At 42.8% G+C, this 334-nt stretch carries 1 protein-coding gene; it reads right to left on the bottom strand.

The features are described 5' to 3' along the window. On the bottom strand, positions 1-334 hold a 334-nt coding region (locus tag CWB85_RS21915; RefSeq protein ID WP_171039069.1), incomplete at both ends, for a glycoside hydrolase family 97 N-terminal domain-containing protein.

Genomic DNA, 334 nt, shown 5'->3' with positions numbered 1-334 from the left:
AATAAAATCAGTATTTTTTAACTGATTAACGCGGGCTAGATCAGTCCCTAACGTTGATTCTGTGATGGTTTTTAATGAACCTATGGCAAGAATGCGCCAAGGCGACAATAATGGCAGCGTATGCTCAGGTAAATAGCCACCACTGGTGATTACTTCACGTTGATCAGGAAAGCGAACTTTAAATTGCCCTTGACTATTATTGCTTAAATTCGTGCCACTGTAATAGTCAGGCCCACCCGCTTCTGACACTAAAATATACTGTTCATTGTGTTTAAACAACGCGGGATACACCCAGCCATTATTAGTGATTGCAGCGGTCGTCACTGGTGCCGCT

It is taken from the genome of Pseudoalteromonas sp. S1727 (assembly GCF_005886375.1).
Taxonomy (GTDB): Bacteria; Pseudomonadota; Gammaproteobacteria; order Enterobacterales; family Alteromonadaceae; genus Pseudoalteromonas; species Pseudoalteromonas haloplanktis.
The sequence above is the reverse complement of the archived record's forward strand: the minus strand, read 5'-3'. Positions and strand labels throughout refer to the sequence as shown.